Raw genomic sequence first — 23970 nt, forward strand, 5'->3', positions numbered from 1 at the left:
GGAAGGATTCTTTCCCCCAGTTCCCGAGGTTTCCCCGCGACACATCCCGAGAAAACCCACACAACACGCGGAAGGAGCCTTTCCCCTAGTTTCTGCGCGCTGGCTCAGGCCGACGGCCCCGCGCAGAAAGCCACGGAAGACACCCTTCCCCTACTTCCTGCGCCTCGCCGCGCTTCCCGCGCTCTCGGACTACCCCGACCGCCCGCTGATCGAGCCTGTCGAGATCACTCGGCCAGGACGCCCCGGCGGACCAGCTCGTCGACGACGCGGCCGGCTAGTTCTGCGATGTCGGCGCCGGTGGTGTCGAAGCGCAGGTCGGGGTTCTCGGGCTTCTCGTATGGCGCGTCGACTCCCGTGAGTCCCTTGAGTTCGCCACGCCGCGCGCGTTCGTAGAGGCCCTTGGGGTCGCGGCGTTCGCACTCCCCGACCGGCGTCGACACGTGCACCTCGATGAAGTCGAGGTCGGCGGCGTCGTGCAGTTCGCGGGCGATCTCGCGGTCGGACCGCAATGGCGAGACCATCGACGCGATCGCGATCACCCCGGCGTCGGCGAACAGACGCGCGAGATGCCCTACGCGCCTGATGTTCTCGGCGCGGTCGCCGGGCGAGAAGCCGAGATCGTCGGAGATCCCGTGCCTGATGTTGTCGCCGTCGACGAGGTAGGCGACGCGGGCACGATTCACCAGTTCGCGTTCGAGCGCGACAGCAACCGTCGACTTACCGGAAGCGGGTAGGCCGGTGAGCCACACCGTCGCTCCGCGCTGGCCGGTCTTGGTCCAGCGCTCGTTGCGGCTCAACGCACTCGGGTGCCACTTGATGTCGTTGCGGGTCGCCTTGCCCGGAATCACCTCGCGCGGCTCGAGGATCGTTCCCGCACCGACCGTGTCGTTCGACGCCTCGTCGATCAGGATGAACGCGCCCGTGTCGCGGTTGCTCGCATACGGATCGGCAACCACAACCGACGACGTCCGCAGCGTGAGTGTGCCGATGTCGTTGAGCGCCAACTCCGACGGCCCGACCTGCTCGAGCAGTGTCTCCGGATCGAGTTTGCGCTCGAGCGCCTGAACCGTCGCGCGTACCGTCGACGCACCCTGCTTGAGCGCGACACGATCGCCCGCGTGGAGCGGAGTCTCCGACAGCCAGCAGACCGTCGCCGACAGTTCGCGTGCGGCCACGGGCAGATGCGCATCCTCGGCCCCGCTGACGATCACGTCGCCACGGCCGACGTCGATGTCGTCTGCCAACTGCACCGAAACAGACAGCGGCGCAACGGCTGTCGGCCGAGCCGGATCGAGCGTGTCGAGCGCGGTCACGGTGGTGCGTGATCCCGACGGCAGTACGAGAACAGGATCGCCGACGTCGAGGGTTCCCGCGGCAACGCGACCGGTGTAACTACGCTTGCCGTCGGCTCCCGGCCGAGACACCCACTGGATGGGCAGACGCAGTTCGCGCGCAACGGGATTGGGCGCGTGCAGCTCGATACCCTCCAGGTATTCGAGCAGTGTCGGGCCGGTGTACCAGGGCGTGTTCTCCGACTTGTTCACGACGTTGTCGCCGAGCTTCGCCGCGACCGGGATCGCGGTGATCTCCGCTGCACCGACATTCGTGGCCAGTTCGTTGAGGTCTGCGACCAACTCTGCGAATCGCTCGGCGGAGAAGTCGACGAGATCGATCTTGTTGACCGCGGCGACGATGTGCGGGACACCGACCAACGTGGCGATACGCGCATGCCGACGGGTTTGGCGTAGCAAGCCTTTTCGTGCGTCGACGAGCAATACCGCGACATGAGCGTTCGATGCTCCGGTGAACGTGTTGCGGGTGTAGCGCTCATGCCCCGGGGTATCGGCGAGCACGTAGCTACGTGTGGGACTCGAGAAGAACCGGTAGGCGACGTCGATGGTGATGCCCTGCTCACGTTCGGCCCGCAGGCCGTCGGACAGTGCGGCCAGATCGACGTCGCCGTCGTCGGACGTGACTCCCTCGAGGTGATCTGTCGGCAGTGAGCCGGTGTCGTGCAGGATGCGGCCGATGAGCGTCGACTTACCGTCGTCGACGCTGCCTGCGGTCGCCAGACGCAGAATCTGCCGTCGACGCGTGGGAACGCCTGTCCCCAATGGGGTTTCGCTTCGCTGCGCATCCTCGGAAGGATCGCGGGTCACGGTCTCGGTCATCAGAAGTAACCCTCTCGTTTGCGGTCCTCCATGGCGGCCGACGACGTGCGATCGTCGGCGCGGGTCTCACCGCGTTCGGATACCGTTGCGGCACTGATCTCTTCGATGATCTCGGGGATCGTTGTCGCACGCGAGCGCACCGCGCCGGTGATCGTCAGGTCACCGACCGTGCGGTAGCGCACCCACTCCGTGCTGACATCGTCGGAGGAATCCGGCTGCGAGTAGGGCGACACGGTGAGCAATATGCCGTCACGGTCGAACACCTCGCGCTCGGCCGCATAGTAGATCGGCGGAAGGTCGAGGTCCTCGAGTTCGATGTAGCGCCAGATGTCGGTTTCGGTCCAATTCGACAGTGGGAACACACGAACCGATTCGCCGCGTCGGATTCGCCCGTTGTAGAGCGACCACGGTTCGGGACGTTGAGCGCGCGGATCCCACTGGCCGAACTCGTCGCGGAAGCTGAACACCCGCTCCTTGGCACGCGCGCGGTCTTCGTCGCGTCGGGCACCGCCGAACGCGGCGTCGAACCGGCCCTCCTCCAACGCGTCGAGGAGCACGCGAGTCTGGAGCCGGTTACGCGAACCCGACGGATCGGTCGACTCCGCCACGCGTCCCGCGGCGATGGCGTCGGGAACCGATGCGACGATGAGTTTGATTCCGTCGGGGTTGTCGGCGGTCGGCGCGACCCGACGGTCGCGGAACTCGATCACCTCGTCGAAGTTGTGTCCGGTGTCGACGTGCAGGACCGGAAACGGCAGCGGGTGTGGGCGAAATGCCTTCTCCGCCAAACGAAGTAGCACGATGGAGTCCTTGCCACCGGAGAACAGCAGCACTGGACGTTCGAGTTCTGCCGCCACTTCGCGAATGATGTGCACAGCCTCGGACTCGAGTACCCGCAACGCGGATACGTGGTCGAGGTCGGCTGCGGCGTCGATCTGCGTGGTCATTGCGGGTATCCGTTCCGCACCGCGTCGTCGCGGTACCGCTCGACCCACTCCTTGGAGCGGGCATTGGACTGTGGCTTCAACGGCGGTGGCGGCGCCAGCGCAGGGTCTTGACCCAGCGCGGAGAGAACACGCGCGGTGGTGCCCGACGGGTCCTTGGTGAGTTCGCCGAACTCGATGTCGAGGGGCTCGATGCCCTCCTCAGCGAACCATTCGCGCCACGACTTCTCCTGCGCCAGAAGTATTTCGGCAAGGTGGGCAATGCCCTCGGCGTTGTAGACCGCCGAGTCTTCGGCGGCATCGCCGTCGTGTCGCCATACTCGTGTCTGCACCGCGCGCCACATCGATACCGCCTGTGGCACAACGTCTTCCCGGTAGACATGCACGTACAGCGGATCGTCGCCGAACAGTGTGCGGATCGCGGTTCGCAGCGAACCCGACCCGGTCCGCGTTCGCGAGATCAGCAGGGGCGTCTGATTCCACATCAGTTTGCCGCCCCACACGCCGTTCGACGAACGGCCAGCGGCAAAGACGTCGTCGCGCCACTGTGCGGAGGTTCTGGTGTCGACGACGCCGTCGTCGAGTTCGTCGAGAGCCTCGATGATCGCAGGGTCGTCGACGTCCGCGAACCATTCACGTGGTTGCGGCGCTTGTGATGTCGCGGGGAAGTATTGGAAGAACTCCTCGGGAGTCCCGGCGACCCCCGTCTCGGCGAGAGACTCGACGAGGAGGGTGCTCCCGCTGCGCTGACTGGCGCACACGAGGTAGTTGTCGACTGGCGGCACCCGCTCAGTTTAACCAGCCCGAAACCGCCCGCAACCTGGGCAATTAGGCGCTCGACGGTCCAAACTATTTACAAAACTCGACGTCTGTGTGTCAGCCCTGCGCGCTGGGTGCATCAGCAGATCGGCGAGCCTCGTCGTCGACCTCGCCCTGCTGGATCTCGCCGGTGAGATCGCGCTCACGTCCGAGCGGGCGCCGCGACGGAAGTGCCTGCTCGTCGGGTGGGGTCTCGACGGCTTGTTCGAAGTAGCGCGTCATGAACTCATCCGCGATGGCAGTCCCCGCGCTCTCGTCCGGAAGCGCGTCGTGAGTGTCGGCACGCCACTGGGCCAACCGTGCCGCGAGTTCTGCGCGGACGTGCGCGAAATCCGGATCGTCGGCGAGATTCGTGCGCTCCCACGGATCGTGGTCGAGATCGTAGAGTTCGACGGCCGGCCGCTCCGCTGTGATGACCGACGCGTCGATCGACCGCGCAGACGGACTGTCGGCGATGTCGAGCGGGAGCAGCAACGCCGGGCGATGCGCGTAGTTCTCGATATAGCTGTACTTCTTTGTCCGAATCGCCCGGATCGGGTCGTAGGCGTCGTGATAGGTCTTCTCCGTGAAGACCGCCCCGCGTATCGGCTCCTGCGCGTTGCGCACGATCTCGGGGGCATGCGAGACACCGTCGACGTCGGCAGGGGCCTCAAGGCCGAGGAGATCGAGAATCGTCGGAGTGAGGTCGACACCCGAGAACAGGTCGTCGTACACGCGCGGTTCGATCGCGCGCCCCGTCGGTGGCCGCACGATCAGCGCGACGCCTGTCCCCTCCGCGTAGAGCGTCGATTTTGCTCGCGGGAACGCCAGACCGTGGTCGGTGATGAAGACGATCCAGGTGTTGTGGTCGAGCCCGAGGTCGGCGACGGTGTCGAGGAGGCGCCCCACCGCGTCGTCGGCCTTCGAGATGCTTCCGTGCAGGCCCGCGAGATCTTCGCGCACGTCGTCGGTGTCGGGAAGGAAGCCGGGTACCTCGATGCCCGAGGTGTCGGGATGCTTGTACTCATCGACGGGATAGGGGCGATGGGTCTCGAAGAAGCCTGCGGTGAGCAGAAACGGTTGGGCCGTCTGCTCATTCGCGGTTCGCTCGACGTACCTGCGCAGCCAGCGCTGCGACTCGGCGACCACGTGGTCACATCGGGAGTCGGAGACGTCGACGGTGTCGAAGCCGAGTCGTTGCGGATCGGAGCTCTCGTGCTGCATGCCGAACAGCACGGTCCGATACCCGGCATCGCCGAGCAGGGAGGGCAGCGTCCGCACGCCGTCGCGGTACTCGAAGCCGTGATGCGCAAGGCCGACGAGTCCGTTGTGATGCGGGTACTGCCCGGTGAAGAGCGACCCACGAGCCGGTGAGCACAGCGGCGCAGTGGCGTGGGCGTCGGTGAACAGGATGCCCTCCGACGCCAGAGCATCCATATTCGGACTCTCGACACCGTCGGCCCCGTAGCACGCGAGATGACGCCCGAGGTCGTGCCAGTGCACGAAGATGACGTTCTCCCGCGTGGGGCCTGAGGCGCTGCCGGTGTTGTCGAAAGGCATTTACCCATGATGCACCCGCCGTTTCCGCACGTGGTGGCGGGTGGCACGCCGAGGCTGTCCACCTGGGCTCACCGCGCCAGCACGACGGGATGAAATCAGCGTGAGTGCAATGCTCGCGGCAGGCCTTCGGAGTCGCGCCGGACCGGATGTAGCGCTTCCGCCTACCTCGAACCCTTCGGCTCATTCTTCACATGCGCGCGCGCTCTACCCGTCTGTCGGCGTTCTTGTTCCTCGGCCAATTGCAGCTGCTCGAACTCCGCGAGCCGATCCCGGGCAGGTTCGCCGAGCTCCTTGGCGACAAGCGAGACCAGCAACTCGACCAGCATGAATCCGTGCGCCATCGAATCGAACGGACCCAGGCCGGAGTGGCTGACGGGAAAGACGGCATTCGCACTCGACGCGAGCGGCGACAAGTACATGTCGGTGACAACCGCGAGCTGAGCACCCCGCTCGGTCACCGCCAGCGCCCAGTCGATAGTCGACTGCTGATACCGACGGAAATCGAAGACGACGGCGATGGTCCTCTCGTCGACGTCAATGAGCGAAGCCATGAGATCACCAGACGTCGGCTCGACCTCATGGACTCCGGGTCGGAGCATGTGCAGATAGCGCGCGAGCTGTGTAGCGAGCACCGAGCTGAATCGGCCGCCGGAGACGATCACGGGTCGTGACGCGTCGGCCAGCGCGGTCACCGTCTCGCGTACTTCGTCGACCGGAAGATTGGTCATCGTCCAGCGAACGCCGTCGCCATAGAGGGTCGACGCCGCGGTCAACATCGACTCTTCGCCCGCCTCGTCTGCCGCCGGATAAACGGCAACCGGTGAGAACAACCGAGTCTGAACCTCGGCGCGGAGCGCCTCCTGAAATGCGCCGTAACCTGCGAATCCGAGCTTGCCGACAAGGCGTAACGCGGTCGGCGCGCTGACGTCGGCCTCCGCGGCGAGTTGCGCGATCGGCACCAGTCCCGCGGTCGGGTACGACTCGACGAGAGCCTCGACCACGCGCATCTCGCCGGGCGCAAGCGAATGCCGTATACGGCGAATCCGTTGTGCCACGGTTCCTTCGAGCGTCGCGAACTCCGTCATACCTCGCAGTTTAGAGGCCGTAGCCCGCGTTACATACGTTTAACTCGTTACGTCACCCCTTCGACACGTAACGAACATAACGTCTACGTCATCGCAGTCGCCGACAGCCCTTGTCCTTGCCGTACCCCGGAGGTTCTCATGTCCGAATCATCTCCCCGCGACTTCATCGTCCGCCACAACCTGTGGACACCCGAACAACACGCAGCCGCTGATGCGATCGCCACACGCGTCAAGGCAAAGGAGTTCAAGACCATTCGCGTGAGCGTGGCTGACCCACAGGGCAAGCTTCGCGGAAAGACGCTGCTACCCAACACATTCCTCTCAACACTGCGCAATGCCCTCGACTTCAGTTCGGCACAATACAATTTCGATTCCGGTGAGAACATCGCGTTCAACCCGTTTACCAAGGGCGGCAGCCTCGACATGGTCGAAATGGAAGGCTTTCCCGACCTGGTCCTCGTCCCCGACCCTCTGACCTTTCGGGAGTTGCCCTGGACACCGGGCACCGGCTGGATTCTCGGCGACATGTACTTCAACGACGGGACACCGGCACCATTTGACGCCCGCCACAAACTCAAGAACGTCATCAGCGACCTCGCCGCCGAGGGCATGACCTTCGTCGCCGGCCTGGAGGTCGAGTTCTACATCACGCGCGTCGTCGACCCGAAGTTGGCGCCTGAGGACAGCGGCGCGCTCGGTAGCCCGCCCGCACCTCCGGAAGTGGAAACCATCGGCAAGGGTTACGCGTATCAGTCCGAGGTACAGATGGATGCCATCGACGACTTTCTCGGAACAATCGCGGAGTATGCCGAAGAACTCGGCATGCCTTTGCGCACAATGGAAGACGAGCTCGGCCCCGGCCAGTTGGAGTTCACCTTCGACGTGCAGGGCGCCCTCGAGGCCGCAGACACCATGACGCTGTTCCGGTCCATGGTCAAGCAGGTCAGCGCACGCATGGGCCTGCACGCAACTTTCATGACCGCACCCGGCCTGCCGGGATTCTGCGCGAGCGGTTGGCATCTGCACCAAAGCCTGACCGACGCCGAGGGCAACAACCTGTTCGTCGCCGACGCCGGGTCCGACGGCCTCCTGTCGCCCATCGGCCGTAGCTTTGTCGCGGGTCTACTCGAACATGCCTGCGCCGCTTCGGTATTCACCACACCCAGCGTCAACGGGTATCGACGCCGTCGTCCCTACTCGCTGGCCCCCGATCGCGCGACCTGGGGTCACGACAACCGCGCCGCGATGTGTCGTGTGCAAGGCGGGCCGGGCGATCCGTCGTCGCACATCGAGAACCGCGTCGGGGAACCGACTGCGAATCCCTATCTGTACCTGGGTTGCCAGATCGCGGCCGGGCTCGACGGAATCAAGCGCAACCTTGATCCAGGTCCCGTGGAAGCCGACCCCTACAGCGCAACCGATCGCCCGAAACTGCCTGTCACACTCATGGAAGCGGTCGACGAGCTCAAGCGCAGCCAGTTCTTCCGCGACACCTTCGGGAATGTTTTCGTCGACTGGCTTCTCGGACTGAAGGCTTCCGAGATCGGAAGGTTCCTCGAGGCCGAGCCGGAATGGGAACAGAATCCCGACGCGGTCACCGAGTGGGAACACCGCGAGTACTTCACCAAGTACTGAGACCGTTTCTCCCACAACCTCTCTGGAGTGTCATCAATGACCAACACCACCGAAACGTCGGTGTCACCGTTCGACGAACTCGTGACCGATCTGCGTGTCCACCGCACGATGTACACCGACCCGCAGATCTTTGTCACCGAGATGAACCGCGTGTACGGCGGCACCTGGACCTACCTCGCCCATGAGAGTGAGATCCCCGAACCGAACGATTTTGTCCGCCGGAAACTCGGCTTGCGACCGATCATCGTCACCCGCGACCGAAACGGTGAGATTCACGGACTGATCAACCGCTGTACTCATCGGGGTGCGACGGTGTGCCGCACCGATTCGGGCAACGCACGTAGTTTCATGTGCCCGTATCACAACTGGACCTTCAACAACACCGGCAAACTCACCGGCGTCCCGATGCACAAGGGCTACGGAGCAAGTTTCAACAGAGATGAACTCGGTCTCGGCCGGCTGCGCGTCGACTCCTACCGGGGCTTCATCTTCGGGACGCTGAACCAAGAGATCAGCGATCTCGCAACACATCTCGGCAGTGTCACCGACTACATCGACCAGTGGCTCGACCGCTGGCCCGGCGCCGAGTTGGTGGTGCGGCACGGCGAGACCCGCCTGAACTGCAAGGGGAATTGGAAGCTCATCTACGACAACTCCGCCGACGGATACCACCCTGGGTTCTCCCACGCATCGCTGCTGCGGATGCGTAAAGAGCGATACGGCGTCGGCGTCGACATGCAGTGGGCGCTCGGGGACACCGACGCCGGCAAGCAAACGGTCACCGATCTCGGCAACGGCAACACCTTCCTCGATCAGCGAGCTGAGATCGACAGTTACTGGGATTCCGCAGCCCCAATGCCCGGCCAGAACCCGTACGCGAATGCGGTCCGCGCCAAGCTCGACGACGCTGCCGCCAAGGCCGCCCTCGATGTCGTCGTCGGGTCCGGGATGAATCTCAACATCTTTCCAAATCTGTTGATCATCGGTAACCAGATCCAGGTGATCGAACCGTTGGCGGTCGCCGACACCGACATCGTCTGGTACTCGACAAGTCTGCGAGCACCCGACCTTCCGGACGAGATCAACTCGCTGAGAGTTCGACTGCAAGAAGACTTCCCCGCGTTCGGGGAACCCGACGACCTCGCGAACTTCGAAGAGTGCCAGGTCGGTTTGGGCATCGAAGAGATGGAATGGGTGGTCACCAACCGTCACATCGACACCGACACCGAAACCCTCGACGCCAACGGCAATCTCACCGGCCTGATCACCGACGAATTGCCAATCCGAGCCTTCTGGCGGTACTGGAAGAAGCTGATGACCTCCGACACGAAGCTGGTTGCCCGATGAACGCGCCCGAGATGGGGGTGCACCGCAATGTCGACGATCCCGTCGTCCGCTACGCCTTGGACACGATCCTGCGCGACAGTCTGGAATCGACTTACATCGACGACGACTACTACGCCAAGCTGCGGCACGATCTCGTCGAATGGGACACAGTCGGCACACCTCTCACGCCCGAGGAACGCAACGCCTACGAAGCGCTTGTCCTGCACGAGAGTTGGTTACTCGACCGCCGCGCTTTCGAACAGTGGTACCAGCTCTATTCCCGTCAGTGTCTGTACTGGGTCCCGGCGGTCCGCGACATGCCCGACCCCGAGGCAGGCGATCCTCAGAAGCGTGTCACCATCGCTTTCGACGACCGCCGTCGAATGGGCGACCGTATCGTCTGGCTTCGCACCGGAGTTGCCTATTCGCAGCTGCCACCCTCCTACACGACACACGTAAACACGGGCTTCGTGCGCATCGCGACTGACAACCCGGACGAGGTCAAGATTCGTTCGCAATTCATCGTGCACGAGATGCGCGACGGGCATACTCTGCAAGCCGTCCCGGGTTGGATGGGACACGTATTCATCCGCGAGGACGGCGAACTGAAGATCGATCGCAAGATCTCTTGCCTCGTCGACGGACACCGCAGCCATCACAACCTCACGTTCCTGATCTGACGGACGACGGTAGCCTCGACGCATGGGACAGCGAGCACTTGCCGTCATGCATGGCGTGATTCCTGACGAGCAGAGGACGATTCTCGGGTCGCTGCTGCCCGCAATGGAGAATCGCGGCTTTACCGTCGAGATCGTCGGAGTCGACGACCTCGATTCGGTCGACTTGGCCGGTCTCGCGTTCATCTGCGTGACCGGTTCACCCGACTCCGTCTACGACGAGAAGCTGAACTGGGTCGCGCCCGAACGACAATTCCTGCAGCAGGCCGACGCGGCGAGCGTACCGATCCTCGGGGTGTGCTTCGGCGGACAGATTCTCGCCAGCGCCCTCGGCGGATCGGTCTCGCCGAGTCCCCGACCCGAGCACGGCTTTACCGAAATCGACACCACGCGACCTGAACTCGTCTCTGCGGGACCGTGGATGGAGTTCCACCACGACACGATCACCCCTCCTGACAACGCCGAGGTGATTGCCCGCACCGAGCACAACGTCCAGGCATTCACCGTCCGACGACATCTTGGCCTGCAATTCCACCCCGAGATCACCCCCGAATGTTTCGACGCGTGGCGCATCGGTTTCACGACACGCAAGCGCCCAATCGGCGAGTCGGGAGTCGATATCGCCGCAGTGGCCGCCGACATCCGCCGGCGCGCGGCGGCGGCTGCGGCCGACGCCGACGAGTTGTTGGGCCGCTTCCTGATTCACGCCGGCGTGACGGCGCCGGTCGCCTGACGATCTACGCGCACCACAGCAATTCATGCCGGTATATCCGGGCGCTCGGTTCGTGCGTCGTCGCGGGTGAATGTGTGTCGTATCGAAGGATGTGTGTGCTGCAGCACACACATCCTTCAATTCGACACACATTTAGGCAGCGCGCGCGGGGCCGCGCAGCTCGGAACCCCCGCAGCGTCGACCTCACCGCGCGAGAAACGACTCCCACGCCTCGCGCGAGCCGAGCGTCGCGCCTGCAGCTGCAGCACTGGCCTCCGCGTCACGGACCCGTTCCATCAGCGCAAGCGTCCTTGCCCTCGCGGCGGCTTCGACGCTGTCGTCGCCGATCTCGATCGTCACGGTGAGCACCGCGGGGTCGATGGTGTCGACGGGGTAGTTCGCGGCGGTCAGGCGCTCGAGGACCTTCTGCGTCAGTGCGAGCGCAGGGGCCGTCGTCGCGATGCCGTCGAGCACCGAGCCGCGCTGCTTCTCGGCGGCCTTGCGCTCCTCCCATTCACGGATCTGAGTCTCGAGGTCGCTGTGTTCGCCGGACAGAACGCCCGGGGTGCGGCCACGCACCTTGTCGACGAAGCTCCGCGCGACGTCGTCGATGTCGAAGGGGGCCACCGGGTCGTCGGCGGCGATCCGCGCGTGGAACAGCACCTGCAGCAGCAGGTCGCCGAGCTCCTCCCGGAGGTTCTCCTGGTCGTCACCGTCGAGGGCATCGAGCAACTCGTAGACCTCTTCGAGCAGGTACCGCCGCAGCGACGCGTGCGTCTGCGTCGACTCCCAGGGTCCGTTTCGGCGCAGCGTGTCCATCAGCGCGACCGCGTCGAGCAGGCTCGCCCCCGACCGACGTTCCACTTCGACGACGTCGTCTCCGTCTGCGATCCGCCGACGTACCAGCGGATGCTGCGCGTCCGTCGTGACCAGGGTGAGCGACGAGTCGGAGTCGGCTGCCGCAGTGACGATGTGGTCGAGTTCCCACAGCACCGACGCGGGCACGTCTTCGGTCACCAGCACGGTTCCGACCAGCACTGCCCGCGCCGCGATTGGGACAACACCTGGTTGCTGCGGATCGAGCACCACGACCGTCAACGCAACTCCCCCACGCGATAGAACCGTTCGGCGTTGGTGCGCAGCACCGCCTCGGCGTCGTGCTCTCCGACCTCGGCGACGAGCAGGTCTACGTCGTCATCACTGAACGGTCGACGCGCCCTGGTCGACGGCAGGTCGGTTCCGAACATCAGGGCTGTCGGATCGACCGCCATGATCTGTCGAATCGCCGACGGAACGTCGAGTTCGACCCGACCGAATCCTGTTGCCTTGACCCGTACTCCGCGTTCGACGAGCAACAGCAGAACCGGCAGTCCCTCCGTCGACAATCCGAGATGATCGATACTGACCGCCGGTAAGCGGGCGATGACATCGGTCAGCTCGTCGAGATGTGCTGCGTCGACGTACAACTCGGTATGCCAGCCCGCGACGTCGTGGACACGTCTGGCGAACGCGTCGAGTTCGTCGAGTGATGCCGAACCCCCTCGCGCAACGTTGAACCGAATGCCACGGACCCCACGCGCAGTCAATGCGACGACATCTTCATCGGTGACAGTGGCCGGCAACTGCGTGACCCCGACGAATCCCTGACCGAGTTGCTCCAACGCAGCGAGCAGATACGTCTGGTCGAACTTCTGGAACGATCCGGAAACCACTGCGCCGCCGACGATCCCGAGCGATTCAGTACGTGCGCGGTACTCGGGCACCCCGAACTGCTCTGGAAGAAATCCGTTGTTCTCGACGACGGGGTACGCGTGATCGATGATGTGAAAGTGCGCGTCGAAGATCTCCCGCGCGCTCATCGGTCAGCCTGCTCGAGCGGCTTGAGGTTGCGCAGGAATGTCGCGAGGTACTCGATGACCTCGTCGTCGCGCAGGCGCGCCGATCCGACGCCTCCGGTGCGCGGAATCGGTAGCGTGACAACCGATGTGGTCGCCCGATACGACGCCGCGGGGTACAGGCGTTTGAGGCGCACCTGCTCGCTGTCGGCCAGTGGGAGCGGCGCGACCTTCACGCTCGTTCCGGTGGTGCCGATCTCGGTGACTCCCCGTTCACGCGCTCGCAGACGGAGTTTCGCGATCGACGCCAGCCGTCGGGTTTCCTCGGGCGGTTCGCCGTAACGGTCGGTGAGTTCCGACATCACGCCGTCGACCTCGTCGTCCGACGTCGCCGACGCCAGTTTGCGATACGCCTCGAGGCGCAACCGATCGGAGTCGACGTACTCGACCGGGATGTGCGCATCGACGGGCAGGTCGATCCGGACCTCGCCGGGTTCCGACGATGTGACGGGCAAACCGTCTGCCGCGGCGCGGTATGCCTCGACCGCCTCGCCGACGAGGCGCACGTACAGATCGAATCCGACACCGGCGACGTGTCCGGACTGCTCCGCACCGAGAACGTTTCCGGCACCACGCAATTCGAGGTCCTTGAGCGCCACGGCCATGCCCGCGCCGAGTTCGTTGTTCTGCGCGATCGTCGCCAACCTGTCGTAAGCCGTTTCGGTGAGCGGCTTTTCAGGACTGTAGAGCAGGTAGGCGTAACCGCGCTCACGACTTCGCCCGACGCGTCCGCGCAACTGATGCAACTGCGACAGACCGAGATTCTCGGCGCGATCGACGATGAGCGTGTTCGCGTTCGAGATGTCGAGACCGGTCTCGATGATGGTGGTACACACCAGCACGTCGAACTCGCGGTTCCAGAAACCGGCGACGGTGCGTTCGAGTTGATCCTCGTTCATCTGGCCATGTGCCACAGCAACTCTCGCCTCGGGGACCATCGCTGCGATATCGCGGGCGGTCTTATCGATGGTCGACACCCGATTGTGAACGTAGAAGACCTGACCGTCGCGCAACAGTTCTCGGCGAATCGCTGCCGCCACCTGCTTGGGCGAATACGCGCCGACGTAGGTGAGCACCGGATGCCGTTCTTCCGGCGGAGTGAGGATGGTCGACATCTCGCGAATGCCCGCCATCGACATCTCCAGCGTTCGCGGAATCGGCGTCGCCGACATCGTCAACACGTCGACGTGCGTGCGCAACGACTTGATGTGTTCCTTGTGTTCGACGCCGAAGCGCTGCTCCTCGTCGACGATCACCAGGCCGAGGTCTTTCCACGTCACGCCGGTCTGCAGCAACCGGTGCGTGCCGATCACGATGTCGACCTCGCCCGTCGCCATCTCCTTGATGATCTCGCGTGACTCCTTGGCATCGGTGAACCGCGAGAGACCTCGGATGCGCACCGGGAACCCCGACATACGCTCGGTGAACGTCTGCAGATGTTGTTGCGCGAGAATGGTTGTCGGGACCAGAACGGCGACCTGCTTACCATCCTGCACGGCCTTGAACGCCGCGCGCACCGCGATCTCGGTCTTGCCGTAACCGACATCGCCGACGATCACGCGGTCCATCGGAGCCGACTTCTCCATGTCGTCTTTGACTTCGCCGATCACCGTCATCTGATCGACGGTCTCGGTGAAGTCGAACGCGTCCTCCATCTCGCGTTGCCAGGGAGTGTCAGGACTGAAGGCGTAGCCGGGAGCCGCATGCCGCGCCGCGTAGAGCTGGACCAACTCGCCGGCGATCTCGCGAACAGCCTTGCGCGCCTTACGTTTCGTGTTCTGCCAGTCGGAGCCGCCGAGCTTCGACAACGACGGCTGCTCGCCTCCGACGTAGCGCGACAACTGATCGAGCGAATCCATCGGCACATAGAGCCGGTCGCCGGGTTGCCCACGTTTCGACGCCGCGTACTCGAGTACGAGATACTCCCGCCGCGCACCCGACACCGTGCGTTCGATCATCTCGACGAACTTGCCGATGCCGTGCTGATCGTGCACGACGAGGTCGCCCGCGGTGAGCGCGAGCGGATCGACCTGATTGCGACGCTTGGCGGGCAGCCGCTTTCCGTCACGCACGCTGGCGACGCGATTGCCGGTGAGATCGGTCTCGGTCACGATCACCAATCCGGCACTGGGACTGACGATTCCGTGTCGGAGCGTGCCGTTGAAGACCGACACTGTGCCCGGTTCGGGTCGCGCGCCCTCGTCGGCGAGCGCGTGCGGCACCTCAGCGTCGGCGAGTCGCTCGCACACACGCTGGGCGGTGCCCTTGCCCGCGACCACGATCGCAGCGGTGTTGCCCGCGGTCACATGCGCGCGCAGTCCGGCGAACACGATCCGGATTTCCTCGTCGTCGCCGTGCGGCGTCGGGCCAGGGGTGATGTCGAGTTCGTATTCCTCACCGAAGCCCGCGGACAGCGGACTCATCGTCCACCACGACCGACCCGTCGCAAGCGTGGTCTTCTCGACGTCGTCGAGGGGTCGATAAGCACTGGCCTGCAGATCAATTCCCGTCGGACCCGACATCTCGCGGGTGTCGACGGGCGCCGTGGCTCCCATCGCGGCGGCGTTCCACGACGCCTCGAGGAACTCGGCACCGGTTTGCGCGAGATCGGCTGCGCGCGTACGGACTTTCTCGGGATCGAGCACGAGCACGCGGGTCCCGGCGGGAAGCACCTCGGTCAGCAACTGCATCTCGCCGTTGACGAGCGCGGGTGTCAGCGCTTCCATTCCGGCGACCGGAATACCCTCGGCGAGCGAGTTCAGCATCTCGACGAGCGAGGGATCGTCGGCGTTGTCGACGGCGAGTTCGGCCGCACGTTCGCGCACGGGCGGCGTGAGCAGCAACTCGCGACACGGGTGAATGAGGACCACCGACGCGTCGACCTCGGGTTGACTGCGCTGATCCGCCACCGAGAACGCCCGCATCTCGGAGATCTCGTCGCCCCAGAACTCGACTCGCACAGGGAAATCGGCGGTGGTCGGGAAGACGTCGAGAATGCCTCCGCGCACGGCGAATTCGCCACGCCGACCGACCATGTCGACGCGCTCGTACGCCATCTCGACGAGATCGGTGAGCAAGCCTTCGAAGTCGAGCTCGATGCCCTCTCGCAACGTGATGGTGCGTATGCTTCCCAGCCCCGGCGCCATCGGCTGCACCAGCGACCGGACGGTGGTGACCACCACGCGCAGAGGCGCGTCGCCCGGGTGCGCCAGCCGATGCAGCACCTCGAGCCGTTGACCGACGACCTCGGCACTCGGCGAGAGCCGTTCGTGCGGAAGCGTCTCCCACGACGGGAACTGCGCCACCGCGGACTCGTCGTCGAGAAGCTCGCGCAGTTCGGCGGTCAGATCGTCGGCTTCGCGCCCGTTCGCCGAGACAACGAGGATCGGCGCGTCAGCGACCTCGGAGAGACAACTGACCACGAACGGCCGGGCGGCGTCGGGGGCTGTGATCGCGAGCTGCGGATCGTCGCGATGGTCACGCAGTGCCGCGATGCTCGTGTCCGCGCAGGCGAGGGATGCGAGTCCGTGAAGGGCGGGAGTAGACGACACTTCGGCAATTCTAGGGCACAGCTAATCCACCAGACAGATGCCGCAGCATGCCGCTAGTCCGATACGGCCGCCTGCCGCGCGCGATACGCCGCGACGGCGTTGCGATTACCGCAGGCCGTCGAGCAGTACCGCCGAGACCGATTGCGAGAGAGATCGACGACGACGCCCTCGCAGCCCGCGTCGGCGCAGACGGACAACCGCGACATGTCGTCGGCCCTGATCACGTCGATCATGGCCATCGCGCTCTCGACCATGATCCGGTCGGCGAGGGGCGCGTCGTCGTCGATGGCGTGCAGGTGCCAGTCCGTGTCGCCGTGGCGCACCAGCCGCGGCACGGCTCGGTGTCTGCTCAGGATCTCGTTGACCAACTCGACGGCGCGGTCGCGGTCGGCGATGAGCAGCGCTCGCAGCGCGGGCCGGATCGCCGACACCGCGTCGAGTTCTCGCTGGTCACCGTCATGTCGGCCGGTATAGCCGTAGTGGTCCCAGAACGTGTCGAGGTCGTCGATCGAGCGCAGGGTCTCGGGTGCCTGCGCCGAATTGGCGAGCGCAACCGCCGCCTGCAGCGCCAAATCGACGTCATCACCGAAAACCACGTTGACACCTTACCAAGACCGCCGCTAGCGTCATTACCCATGACGTCCATGACCCATGACCGCACTCAGTCCGACGCGGCGTCCCGCAGACGCGCCGGCCTGATCCTGGCACTGGTGTCGGCAACAAGTTTCGGGCTGTCGGGCGCGCTCGGCACCCCGCTGATGACCGCGGGGTGGAGCGCGGGCGCTGTCGTCGCGATCCGCATCGGCATCGGCGGTCTCGCATTGCTGCCGTTCGCCATTCGCGACCTCGGCGGAATCTCGGCGCTGCGCTGGTCGACGGCCACGACGCTGGTCCGCGACCACGGCAGGACGATCGCGCTCTACGGATTCCTCGGCATGGCCGTCGCGCAGTTCTGCTACTTCTCCGCCATCGAGCACATGGACGTCGGACCCGCCCTGCTGATCGAGTACACCGCCCCCGTCGTCGTGGTCGCGTGGATGTGGGCGATCCACCGCCAACGGCCATCGAGGTGGGCGCTGGCGGGTATCGCGGTGAGCGGCGTCGGACTGATCGGAGTCCTCGACCTCGTCGGCGGCGCCTCGGTGAGCCCCATCGGCGCGCTGTGGGCGGGTGGCGCAATGCTGGGCGCCGCAGGCTATTTCATCATCTCGGCCAAGGAGAACGATTCACTACCGCCGTCGGTGCTCGCCGCGAGCGGAATGGTCTTCGCGGCAACACTTCTCGGCCTGCTGGGCCTCGTACATGCACTGCCGATGACGATCGGCGACTCGACGGCCCACTTCGCCGGATTCGACGCACCGGCGTGGACGGTGCTGGCTGCGCTCGGGCTCGTCACCGCGGCAACCGCATACCTGACAGGCATCGGTGCCGCGCGCAGACTCGGCGCGCGGCTTGCCTCGATGTTCGCGCTCGTCGAGGTCTTGGCCGCGGTCGTATGGGCCGCGCTCCTGCTCGATCAGATCCCGGCGGCTCTCCAGATCGTCGGCGGCGTCCTGATTGTCGTCGGGGTCATCGCGGCCAAGATCGGTGAACCGAGCACCTCGACCGCGCCCATCGGCGAACCGTTACCCCTGAGCCACGTGCCAGAGTTCCCCGACGACAATGCCGCCGAAGCCAAGACCTCCGACAACGATGCAGCAACGTCTGCGCGCGAAACTTAACCGGACCACGGTCCGGTTGATACGATGTCCGCATGTCAGCCCCTCAGCCCACCCGCCAGCCGACGCTGTTCCTGAGTCATGGCGCTCCACCCCTCGTCGACAGTGAACGCTGGGTCTCCCAGCTCACCGACCTGTCCACCACACTCGACCACCCCTCGGCGATCCTCGTGGTGTCGGCGCACTGGGAGGCCGCGCCGCTGACGATCGGTTCGACCGACCCGACCACTCCCCTGACCTACGATTTCTGGGGATTTCCCGAGCGCTTCTATCGCACCACCTACTGGTCGCCCGGCGCTCCCGATCTCGCGGAGAGAGTCGCGGCGATGATGCCCGACGGCACCGCAATCGCCCGTGACCACCACCGCCGCCTCGACCACGGTGCGTACGTTCCGTTGACGATCATGTACCCCGACGCCGACATCCCGGTGCTCCAGATCTCGCTTCCCACACTCGACCCCGCACAATTGCTGAACCTCGGGCGTCGACTCGCACCGCTGCGCGACGAGGGAGTGCTCATCATCGGATCCGGTTTCACGACGCACGGGCTGCCATATCTGACCGACCCCTCGCCCGACGCCGCGCCGCCGAGCTGGTCGTCGGAGTTCGACGCCTGGGCGCGTGAGCGGTTCGCCGCCGGCGACGTCGACTCCCTGATCAATTTTCGACGGACCGCCCCGGGAATGCCTTACGCCCACCCGACGATCGAGCATTTCGCGCCGCTCTTCGTCGCGCTGGGCGCCAGCGACGACCCCGAGCAGCAGGCCGACCAGGTCATCGACGGGTTCTGGATGGGCCTGGCCAAGCGGTCACTCGTGCTGGCCTGACATCGACCTTTCACCAGCGACGCGGTCAGCTACAGCTACAGCAGTCGCCGCAATCGCAACAATCGCCACAGTCACAGCAATCGTCGCAAGCACAGCACTTGTCGCAGGCACAGCAATCGTTACAGTCACACAGCGCGGGTTTCCACGTGTCCGAGCAGTGATTCCAGTGGTCGGTGCAGCACGCGGGCCCGCAACACGAGTTGCCCAGAAACGGCAGGAGACGCTCGTGGAAGGGCCGGTCCGGACTGAACGGCGGCGGAAACGGCCATCCTTCCGGATATCCCGGCGGCGGCGCCTGTTCGGGAACCGACGGCTGTTCAGGAAGTGATGGCTCGGGAAGGAGTGGCTCGGCAGCCGAAGGTTCGTGTACCGCGCATGAACGCCGATGCGGCATCCGTCGAAGCACCGCATGGCGCAGCCCGTCGATGAGGACGGCACGCAGCAATCTGTCGTCGACCAGTTCGAGCGTGGCGTAGCGCCGCACGATCGCACAGACGAGGAGCCGACATTCCGCACGGGCTTGGCCGACGGTGGTCCCCGAAGCGTCGAGTGGATTGAACTCCCCCTGTTCGCGATCCTGTGGGAGATCGTCGATCGCATCGATCAGATGCGCGAGCCGACCGAAATCGGCGCCGATCGCCTCGAGATGTTCGCGATTCTCGGGAGCACCCGCGATGTCGGCCGTGGCAGCGAATACACGAGCCGCCGACTCCGACGACGCGCGAAGCAGATCGTCGAGGTCCGTCGACCTCGATTCGACCTCAGCCTGCCCCGACAGCCGCGCAAGCATGGAGTCGACATCGAGCAGGCGCGCCACATCGCCGTCGTCGGCGGCGCGACGTCGCAACGCCGCGGAAACCCCTCCCGCGACAACGCGACGCACCCGCGACGGCGGCGCCAGCCCGGACCGCTGTTCTGCGACGACGTCGGCAGCCTTGCCCGCGGCGAGCGTCAACGAGACCCCGGTGGCCAGGCGCAGTCCCGGATCACCGACCGCGACGACCTCAGCCGATTTCATTCCGCGCAGCGGGCAGCGGCCGGCACGCGTCGTCGACGGCGTCGTATTGCGCTGTGCTGCAACGAGAATCGACACCATCGCTGCATCGGTATTGGTCGTCAGTCGACTGGGATGGCCGTGTCCGTCACGCAATGACAGACACAGGCCACACAGGTGTGCCTGCCACTGCGTGAGGAGGTCGTCGGGCAACGTATGGCGACACGGGGTGAGGAGTCCGAACACCGGCTGATTTCAGCACGCCGGACCGTCGACGCCAACGCGCACCCCGCGGGGGGTCATTCGCGCGCACTAGGTGAGCTCTGCGAGTTCAGGCTTCTTCCTCGGAAGAGCCCAGCTCATCAGGGGCAGCCGACCCGTCCGGGACAGACGGCCCCTCAGCCGACACCGGCGCAGATGTCGCGTCGGCAACCGTCCGCTCTTTGCGTTCGACGTAATCCGGCCCGACGAGTTCGGGGTCGGGGTCGAGGCGGGTGAGTCCGTTCCAACAGAGATTGACCAGATGGGCCGCGACAACCTCTTTCGACGGTTCGCGGACGTTGAGCCACCACTGCGCCGTCACCGACACCATGCCGACGAGCGCCTGTGCGTACATCGGGGCCAGCTTCGGGTCGAATCCTCGTCGTTCGAAATCGCCGGCAAGGATGTGCTCGACCTGGCTGATGGCGTCGTTGAGAAGACTGCCGTACGTCGCGTTGTCACTCGTCGACGCGCTGTCGCCGCGTACGAGGATGCGGAATCCGTCGGTACGCTCCTCCATATAAGTCAGCAGCGCCAACGCCACCTGCTGAATGCGGTACAACGACCGATTCTTGGAGAGCGACGATGTGATCATCTCGAGCAGCGTCTCCATCTCACGGTCGACGACGACCGCGTAGAGACCTTCCTTACCTCCGAAGTGCTCGTACACAATCGGTTTCGACACCCCGGCACGCTGCGCGATCTCCTCGATGGAGGTGCCCTCGAAGCCGCGCTCGGCGAACAGACCGCGCGCGACCTCGATCAGTTGCAGACGACGTTGCGCTCCGGTCATGCGGGCCCGTGGCGCACGCTTGACCTCACCGGTACTGGAATTCGCTGGACGGCTGACGGCCATGGAGCCACCCTACGAGATCGCCCACGCCCATTCGACCTGACTCTCGAGCATGTGTGTATGCGCAGGTCGTGGTTGTGCCGGCCCGAAGACACACGCACTCAGCTCACCGAGGTTGTGTGTCATATCGAAGGAAGTGGGCGCTGCAGCACACACATCCACGGATTCGACACACATTCACCTCACGAAAATGCGCAGCCGCCTATTCTCGTCGGTTTCGACTTACCCACCTCTTCCACAGTTGTAAACCCCCCATATTTCGGACTTATGCCGAGTGGGCGGATTTCTTACGGTCAGATACATCGCCCGTAGTGAGACACCGTATTCAGCGCGTGGCAACGGACGACGAGAGACGAAGGATGAACCATGAGACCTCACAGAAGCCTGCTCCGGGTACTTGGCATGTCGATCGCCGTGACCGCGATGATCGTCGGCCTGACAACGGCCACCGCCGCGAAGAGTGAGGCCACGCCGATCCCGCGGGGCGGTTCAAGTGCCGTCCTGGTGATCACCAACAACACCGGTATGCCGTTGACCCTGAAACGATTCCCCGATACCAGCGTCGGTGCGGGTAGTTCGATGGACTTCCGATAGATCGATGCGCCACCCGCCTCGCTCGGCATGGGCAGAAAGACCGTCGTACGCGCCTGGACGTCGAACCCTGTGGCCATGGGCGTCACTGTCACCTACACCTACAGGTACCGCTCCGCCGTGGTGAATTTCACAGCCTCCCTGAGCCACATTCTCGGATTCACCGATATCTCCGGCAGTAAAGCCTCCCCCGGTGAATCCGTGAGGGCCACCCTGATCCGTCCCGCTCCGGGAATGATCGCCACCTACGTGTTGTCGTGAATCGCACCCGAGTCTGATCCTCATGCGAATCAGTGTTGACACGGCAGACGGGCTCGTCGACTCGCTCATCGAGTTCAACGTGTTCGACACACCAGCGGAGAAGGTCGAACTCGTTGTCGATGGTGTAGACGCCGCGGGATCGCACTGGCGGTCCCGCGGCACCCATCGACTCGGCAAAGACGGACGGATAGACCTCACCGATCCAGACCTACCGTGGTGGGACATGCGGCTCGCCGACAACCCGAGCTCCTCGGATATTTTCGAATCCTGCGACGGCACATTGGATTTCACCGTCTCGGTATCCGACGGTACGTCCAGCGACAAGGTCACGGTCCCTCGTACGTGGGGACGCGAGCACACGGTGGAACAACGGCGAGGCGACGGATGGCAGCTACAGATCTACCGTCCGGAGTCAGCTGACTACCCTCTACCTGGAATCGTCGTGTTCCCCGGAACGATGGTCACCAGGTCGGTGACAGCGATGGCCGCGCTGCTCGCCGCTCACGGCTATGTCGCGGCGGTCCTCTTCTACACTCAGCGCCCGGGGTTGCCCGATTCGTTCAGCAGAATAGCCACGGAGAACATCGCCGCGGGCATCGAATGCTTCGCCGCTCTGCCCTACGTCGACGAGGACATGATCGCGCTCCACGCGTCGTCGGTAGGTGTGCAGACAGCACTGGCGACGATGGTGACAATGGGGACCCGCGCTCGCGCAGTCGTCGCGGTGGCTCCCAGCCACGTCGTGTTCCAGGCACTCCGCCGCGACGGCCCTCCCGAGAAGGTCTCCGCCCTCACCCACGGCGGCGCCGATCTGCCGTACGTCCCCGTGCGCAGCGAGCGACTGCTCGGACAGCTCGCCGTGAATCTCCTGCGCCGCAGAATCTCTCACGGGCGCTCGTCGATGGCGCTGTCGACCCGCGCCGCATACGCCGCAGGCCTGCGGGATCATTCGGCTGTAGAGGCCGCGACCATAGCCGTGGAGAAGATCGAGTGCCCGATGTTGGTCGCCGCGGGCACCGACGACCAGTGTTATCCGGCTGCCGACATGGCACACGAGATAATTCGACGCCGCAGCGACGAGCACGCCACCCACGCAGCCGACGACGAACTGCTGATCTATCCCCGGGCGGGCCACTTCATCCGCCCGCCCGCGATTCCCACGACGGTCACCCGGTCGGCCTCGCTGATCGGGGGCGGCGAGCCGCGCCATATCGCCACGGCACAGCGGGACTGTTGGACGCGGACACTGGCTTTCCTGAATCAGCACCTTTCCTGATCGACTCCTTTTACTCACCGTGATCAAAACGTGACGCCGACGTCCGCCGACGAACCTCAGGGACGTCGGCGCCGGTCAGCAGGCCAGCGCACACGCTTGCCACCTGCACACACCGACACGGATTTCCGGGAATCACCCAAGAGTCGCGGTTGCTTTGTAGGCTGAGTTCTCTCCGAACGCTCACCACGACGAGGGGATAGCTGTGGGCAGTTTGTGGAACTACATCCACGCACACGCTGCGAACCTGACGTTCCTCACCTATCAGCACGCGTCTCTGGCGTTCCAGACGGTTCTCGTCGGCACGGTGGTCGCGATCGTCGTCGCGGTGCTGGTGTACCGACGCCCGCTGGGTTCGGCACTGACGCTGACGTCGAGTCGCGTGGCGTTGACGATCCCCTCGCTCGCACTGCTTGCTCTGCTGATCGTCCCGTTCGGTCTCGGCGTCGTGCCGTCGTTCATCATGCTCGCGTTCTTCGCGGCGCTCCCCGTGATCGGTAACGCAATCGTGGGTCTACGTTCGGTTCCGGCAAGCGTGATCGAGTCAGCGCAGGGAATCGGATTGTCCCGCTGGCGAATTCTGCTGAGCGTCGAGTTACCGATCGCATGGCCGGTGATCCTCACCGGAATTCGGGTCTCGACCCAGATGATCGTCGGAGTCGCCGCCATCGTCGCCTACGTCCTCGGACCGGGCCTCGGATCGCTGATCTTCAACGGGTTATCTCGCCTCGGTGGCGCGAATGCACTCGAAATGGCGCTCACCGGAACCATTCTCATCGTCTTGATCGCTCTGGTCTTCGACGCCCTGCTCGTTCTCCTCGGCCGCTTCACCATCTCC

At 64.7% G+C, this 23970-nt stretch carries 21 protein-coding genes; 9 read left to right on the top strand and 12 right to left on the bottom strand.

Annotated elements, in window-relative coordinates; genetic code table 11:
* Nucleotides 1-224: 224 nt before the first annotated feature.
* The 5 genes from cysC to GOSPT_RS05830 form a co-directional block, all read right to left on the bottom strand.
* A complete protein-coding gene (gene cysC, locus GOSPT_RS05810; RefSeq protein ID WP_005204008.1) occupies nt 225-2171 on the bottom strand; it encodes an adenylyl-sulfate kinase in 1947 nt (648 codons plus the stop codon).
* Entirely contained in the window at nt 2171-3118 is a 948-nt protein-coding gene (cysD, locus tag GOSPT_RS05815; RefSeq protein WP_005204017.1) for a sulfate adenylyltransferase subunit CysD, read from the bottom strand. The genes cysC and cysD overlap by 1 nt, the downstream gene beginning before the upstream one ends.
* Nucleotides 3115-3900: a trehalose 2-sulfotransferase gene (gene stf0, locus GOSPT_RS05820; protein ID WP_005204018.1), complete on the bottom strand. Its 786-nt coding sequence runs from the start codon at nt 3898-3900 to the stop codon at nt 3115-3117. The genes cysD and stf0 overlap by 4 nt, the downstream gene beginning before the upstream one ends.
* A gap of 91 nt (nt 3901-3991) precedes the next feature.
* Complete coding sequence (locus tag GOSPT_RS05825; protein WP_005204019.1) at nt 3992-5473, bottom strand: sulfatase family protein; 1482 nt, start codon at nt 5471-5473, stop codon at nt 3992-3994.
* A gap of 161 nt (nt 5474-5634) precedes the next feature.
* A complete protein-coding gene (locus tag GOSPT_RS05830) occupies nt 5635-6558 on the bottom strand; it encodes a MurR/RpiR family transcriptional regulator (RefSeq protein WP_005204021.1) in 924 nt (307 codons plus the stop codon).
* Nucleotides 6559-6696: 138 nt separating this feature from the next.
* Between GOSPT_RS05830 and GOSPT_RS05835 the strand changes: the two genes are divergently transcribed.
* From GOSPT_RS05835 to GOSPT_RS05850, 4 genes are read left to right on the top strand one after another with little or no spacing between them, the layout of a single operon-like run.
* Entirely contained in the window at nt 6697-8193 is a 1497-nt protein-coding gene (locus GOSPT_RS05835) for a glutamine synthetase family protein (RefSeq protein WP_005204024.1), read from the top strand.
* Between the two features lie 36 nt (nt 8194-8229).
* Nucleotides 8230-9540, top strand: a complete 1311-nt coding sequence (locus tag GOSPT_RS05840) for an aromatic ring-hydroxylating oxygenase subunit alpha (protein WP_005204026.1) — start codon at nt 8230-8232, stop codon at nt 9538-9540.
* Nucleotides 9537-10199 (top strand): aromatic-ring-hydroxylating dioxygenase subunit beta, encoded by a 663-nt coding sequence (locus tag GOSPT_RS05845; protein ID WP_005204027.1) that lies wholly within the window; start codon nt 9537-9539, stop codon nt 10197-10199. Before GOSPT_RS05840 ends, GOSPT_RS05845 begins: the two co-directional genes overlap by 4 nt.
* A gap of 22 nt (nt 10200-10221) precedes the next feature.
* Nucleotides 10222-10929 carry a type 1 glutamine amidotransferase gene (locus GOSPT_RS05850; RefSeq protein WP_005204029.1) on the top strand — a complete coding sequence of 236 codons (708 nt, stop codon included), beginning with the start codon at nt 10222-10224 and terminating at the stop codon, nt 10927-10929.
* 183 nt (nt 10930-11112) lie between these two features.
* Here the strand turns inward: GOSPT_RS05850 and GOSPT_RS05855 are convergent, their stop codons facing one another.
* The 4 genes from GOSPT_RS05855 to GOSPT_RS05870 are packed head-to-tail and all read right to left on the bottom strand — an operon-like array spanning nt 11113 to nt 16950.
* Nucleotides 11113-12006, bottom strand: coding sequence for a nucleoside triphosphate pyrophosphohydrolase (locus tag GOSPT_RS05855; protein ID WP_005204032.1), 894 nt, complete (start codon nt 12004-12006; stop codon nt 11113-11115).
* The gene (locus GOSPT_RS05860; protein ID WP_005204034.1) at nt 12003-12767 is read right to left on the bottom strand and encodes an amidohydrolase family protein; all 765 of its coding nucleotides are present in this window, start codon (nt 12765-12767) and stop codon (nt 12003-12005) included. Before GOSPT_RS05860 ends, GOSPT_RS05855 begins: the two co-directional genes overlap by 4 nt.
* Nucleotides 12764-16354 (bottom strand): transcription-repair coupling factor, encoded by a 3591-nt coding sequence (gene mfd / locus GOSPT_RS05865; protein ID WP_005204036.1) that lies wholly within the window; start codon nt 16352-16354, stop codon nt 12764-12766. Before mfd ends, GOSPT_RS05860 begins: the two co-directional genes overlap by 4 nt.
* Before the next feature lie 53 nt (nt 16355-16407).
* Nucleotides 16408-16950 carry a CGNR zinc finger domain-containing protein gene (locus tag GOSPT_RS05870; protein ID WP_005204037.1) on the bottom strand — a complete coding sequence of 181 codons (543 nt, stop codon included), beginning with the start codon at nt 16948-16950 and terminating at the stop codon, nt 16408-16410.
* A 39-nt stretch (nt 16951-16989) separates the two neighbouring features.
* Here GOSPT_RS05870 and GOSPT_RS05875 point away from each other — a divergent pair, with 39 nt between their 5' ends.
* Together GOSPT_RS05875 and GOSPT_RS05880 are read left to right on the top strand one after the other, a co-directional pair.
* Nucleotides 16990-18075 carry an EamA family transporter gene (locus GOSPT_RS05875; RefSeq protein ID WP_168431258.1) on the top strand — a complete coding sequence of 362 codons (1086 nt, stop codon included), beginning with the start codon at nt 16990-16992 and terminating at the stop codon, nt 18073-18075.
* A 32-nt stretch (nt 18076-18107) separates the two neighbouring features.
* Nucleotides 18108-18899, top strand: a complete 792-nt coding sequence (locus tag GOSPT_RS05880; protein WP_005204039.1) for a dioxygenase family protein — start codon at nt 18108-18110, stop codon at nt 18897-18899.
* Between the two features lie 25 nt (nt 18900-18924).
* On the opposite strand, the gene GOSPT_RS24260 is transcribed toward GOSPT_RS05880, so the two are convergent.
* The 3 genes from GOSPT_RS24260 to GOSPT_RS23570 form a co-directional block, all read right to left on the bottom strand.
* Entirely contained in the window at nt 18925-20139 is a 1215-nt protein-coding gene (locus GOSPT_RS24260) for a DUF5685 family protein (protein ID WP_039854975.1), read from the bottom strand.
* Between the two features lie 85 nt (nt 20140-20224).
* Nucleotides 20225-21010 carry a TetR/AcrR family transcriptional regulator gene (locus GOSPT_RS05890; RefSeq protein WP_005204041.1) on the bottom strand — a complete coding sequence of 262 codons (786 nt, stop codon included), beginning with the start codon at nt 21008-21010 and terminating at the stop codon, nt 20225-20227.
* A 371-nt stretch (nt 21011-21381) separates the two neighbouring features.
* Entirely contained in the window at nt 21382-21678 is a 297-nt protein-coding gene (locus GOSPT_RS23570; RefSeq protein ID WP_141630815.1) for a hypothetical protein, read from the bottom strand.
* Between GOSPT_RS23570 and GOSPT_RS05900 the strand changes: the two genes are divergently transcribed.
* From GOSPT_RS05900 to GOSPT_RS05910, 3 genes are all read left to right on the top strand, one after another.
* Nucleotides 21677-21859 (top strand): hypothetical protein, encoded by a 183-nt coding sequence (locus GOSPT_RS05900; RefSeq protein WP_141630816.1) that lies wholly within the window; start codon nt 21677-21679, stop codon nt 21857-21859. The two genes, GOSPT_RS23570 and GOSPT_RS05900, sit on opposite strands and share 2 nt — an antisense overlap.
* Before the next feature lie 22 nt (nt 21860-21881).
* Complete coding sequence (locus GOSPT_RS05905; protein WP_005204047.1) at nt 21882-23135, top strand: acyl-CoA thioester hydrolase/BAAT C-terminal domain-containing protein; 1254 nt, start codon at nt 21882-21884, stop codon at nt 23133-23135.
* Between the two features lie 202 nt (nt 23136-23337).
* Nucleotides 23338-23970 (top strand): ABC transporter permease (locus GOSPT_RS05910; protein ID WP_005204048.1); only part of this gene is annotated, 633 nt, incomplete at its 3' end.

Source organism: Gordonia sputi NBRC 100414 (assembly GCF_000248055.1).
Taxonomy (GTDB): Bacteria; Actinomycetota; Actinomycetes; order Mycobacteriales; family Mycobacteriaceae; genus Gordonia; species Gordonia sputi.